Origin of the sequence: Nostoc sp. (genome assembly GCF_036917415.1) — a bacterium.
Taxonomy (GTDB): Bacteria; Cyanobacteriota; Cyanobacteriia; order Cyanobacteriales; family Nostocaceae; genus Nostoc.
Map to the genome: position 1 here is coordinate 1 of NZ_JBALDJ010000111.1, position 2,324 is coordinate 2,324.

Annotated in this window: 3 protein-coding genes; 2 read left to right on the forward strand and 1 reads right to left on the reverse strand. The window is 42.0% G+C overall.

Annotated elements, in window-relative coordinates; all coding sequences use genetic code 11:
• The coding region (locus tag V7K41_RS24605; protein ID WP_334852443.1) for a pentapeptide repeat-containing protein at positions 1-474 on the forward strand (474 nt) is incomplete at its 5' end.
• 85 nt (positions 475-559) lie between these two features.
• On the opposite strand, the gene V7K41_RS24610 is transcribed toward V7K41_RS24605, so the two are convergent.
• Positions 560-937: a hypothetical protein gene (locus V7K41_RS24610; RefSeq protein WP_334852445.1), complete on the reverse strand. Its 378-nt coding sequence runs from the start codon at positions 935-937 to the stop codon at positions 560-562.
• Between the two features lie 163 nt (positions 938-1,100).
• On the opposite strand from V7K41_RS24610, the gene V7K41_RS24615 reads away from it, so the two are divergent.
• Positions 1,101-1,901, forward strand: coding sequence for a Uma2 family endonuclease (locus tag V7K41_RS24615; protein WP_334852447.1), 801 nt, complete (start codon positions 1,101-1,103; stop codon positions 1,899-1,901).
• Positions 1,902-2,324: the final 423 nt, after the last annotated feature.

Consider the following 2,324-nt stretch of genomic DNA (forward strand, 5'->3'; position numbering starts at 1 on the left):
ATACTCAGCTTATTCCTCTGGGGAATAGTTGGCATCATTGCAACGGTCGGTTTTACTCCAACAGCTTTGGCACTTGAATATAATAAAGAAATTTTGGTTGAGGCTGATTTTTCAGGACGTGATTTAACAGACTCTAGCTTTACTAAAGCTAATCTTCGCCAGAGCAACTTCAGCCATGCTAATTTGAACGGTGTCAGTTTCTTTGCAGCAAATTTGGAGTCTGCGAATTTGGAGGGTTCTGATTTGAGAAATTCCACTTTAGACTCAGCTCGTTTAGTCAGAGCAAATTTAACAAATGCACTGTTGGAGGGTGCTTTTGCTGCTAATGCCAGATTTGATGGTGCAATCATTGATGGGGCAGATTTTACCGATACGCTGCTGCGTCCCGATGAGCAAAAAAAATTGTGCAAACTTGCTAAAGGAACTAATTCTATTACAGGACGAGATACGCGGGACACGTTGTTTTGTCCTTAGTATTTTTTAGCTGGGAATTGGGCATTGGGCATTGGGCATTGTGTATTGCTTATTCCCCATTCCCTACTGATAAAATATTGAGCAACTACCAACCACTCGCACCAATCTTTTGACAAACAATTTTCATACCTTTGCCTGGTGAAGAACTTGCTACAAAAGGGATTTCTCCTTTTTCTTTATCCTCTTCAAGTAGCTGTCCTTCTGGCCCGTAAATCGCAATGCGATTGCGAAACAGCCGCGATTCTTTGCACGATGCATCAAAGGTAGTCTCAAAGATGCCATCTCCATAGATCCCGTAAAGCTTGTATATCGTGCCCTTAATCGTTTCCGTATCCAGAGCTACGCTGTTTCCTAATTTATCATGCCCTACAGTGATATATCTTTCTGCATCTTGAGCGATCGCACTACCATTACTCAATAAAATAGCGATCGCTCCCACTATACCCCCGATTTTAAAACACATACGTTTTCAAAATATAAGATTTCATCTATTTCTACCCGCAATCAAAGTTGTTCTGGCAGGGTAGAAGCACTGAAATCAAGATATAGCAAGGTGTTATACTACTTCGTAATACCTGATGGGAAGCCTAAAGGACTATATAAATAGCTGCAATACTTTTCAAAGTATGAGTGAAACACTTGCTGATATTGCCATACCACCCCAGTTTCCCGATCACACTCAACTACCTGAGTCTGATGGTACTTTTGTGAAAAATTTTCAGGAGCATCCCCAAACCATTATTATCACAGACTCAATTGCTCAGGTTTTGCAACACCTACATCCAGATGGACAGTATTGCATTGGTCAAGATTGCGGTATTTACTGGCGAGAAACCGATCCGCCAGAAAAAGGAGCAGCAGCACCGGACTGGTTTTATGTCCCTGGTGTACCACCAAGGCTAGATGGCAAAAACCGTCGCTCTTATGTTTTGTGGCGGGAATACATACCGCCATTGATTGCTGTAGAACTAGCTAGTGGTAATGGCGATGAAGAACGAGATGTCACTCCTTTACCTCTAGCTGGTAGTCGAGAAGGCGCAAAACCAGGTAAATTCTGGGTATATGAGCGAATAATCCGAATTCCCTACTATGCCATTTATGAAATCAGTAATGACAAACTGGAAGTTTATCACCTGGTAGATTTTTCTTACCACAAAATTCAGCCTAATGAGCGAGGCCACTACCCAATTCCTCCTTTAGGAGTGGAACTAGGGTTATGGCAGGGAAGCTACTTGAACAATCCTGAGCAATTTTGGTTGCGTTGGTGGGATTTAGAGGGAAATCTATTACTGATTGGTCAAGAAGAAGCTGAGTTGCAAAGGCAAAAAGCCCAGCAAGCAGAACGAAAGGCCCAGCAAGCAGAACAAAAAGCTGCACAATTATCAGAACGGCTCAGGGCAATGGGTATCGATCCAGAAGGAGAGTAATATTTATTAAGGTTATGGCAAGCCGAAAAACTTAGTAATCATGGGCAAAAGTTGACCACAAACTTCAACTAGCTTCATGGTAGTAAGTAAATCAGTACTTCATCGTCGGCGATGTCTACGATGGTCACTGAGCTTTGTCGTTCGCGCAGCGTCTCGTAGAGAAGTGCGGGCTACGCCTACGCATCTGTGTTCAAATGGGAACCATAAGAAAATAAGCTAATATCATGCTTTGGTATGAAGCAAAAAAACGTAATACAGAAAAATTGTTATGCTGCGTCACTACTGCACACTTCTCGTCGGAGGTTATAGAATTTCATCCACCAGAGCCGTAAGTAGGTGGTTATAATTAAATATAAGATAGAGAAGGTCTAAAAAACAGGTTCTACGAGATGTCTGCTCCATTGCGAGTTAAATTAACAGATT

Bases quoted from the DNA above. Each gene is read 5' to 3' on its own strand.
- V7K41_RS24610 (WP_334852445.1), bottom strand. From the start codon at position 937: ATGTGTTTTAAAATCGGGGGTATAGTGGGAGCGATCGCTATTTTATTG.
- V7K41_RS24615 (WP_334852447.1), top strand. From the start codon at position 1,101: ATGAGTGAAACACTTGCTGATATTGCCATACCACCCCAGTTTCCCGAT.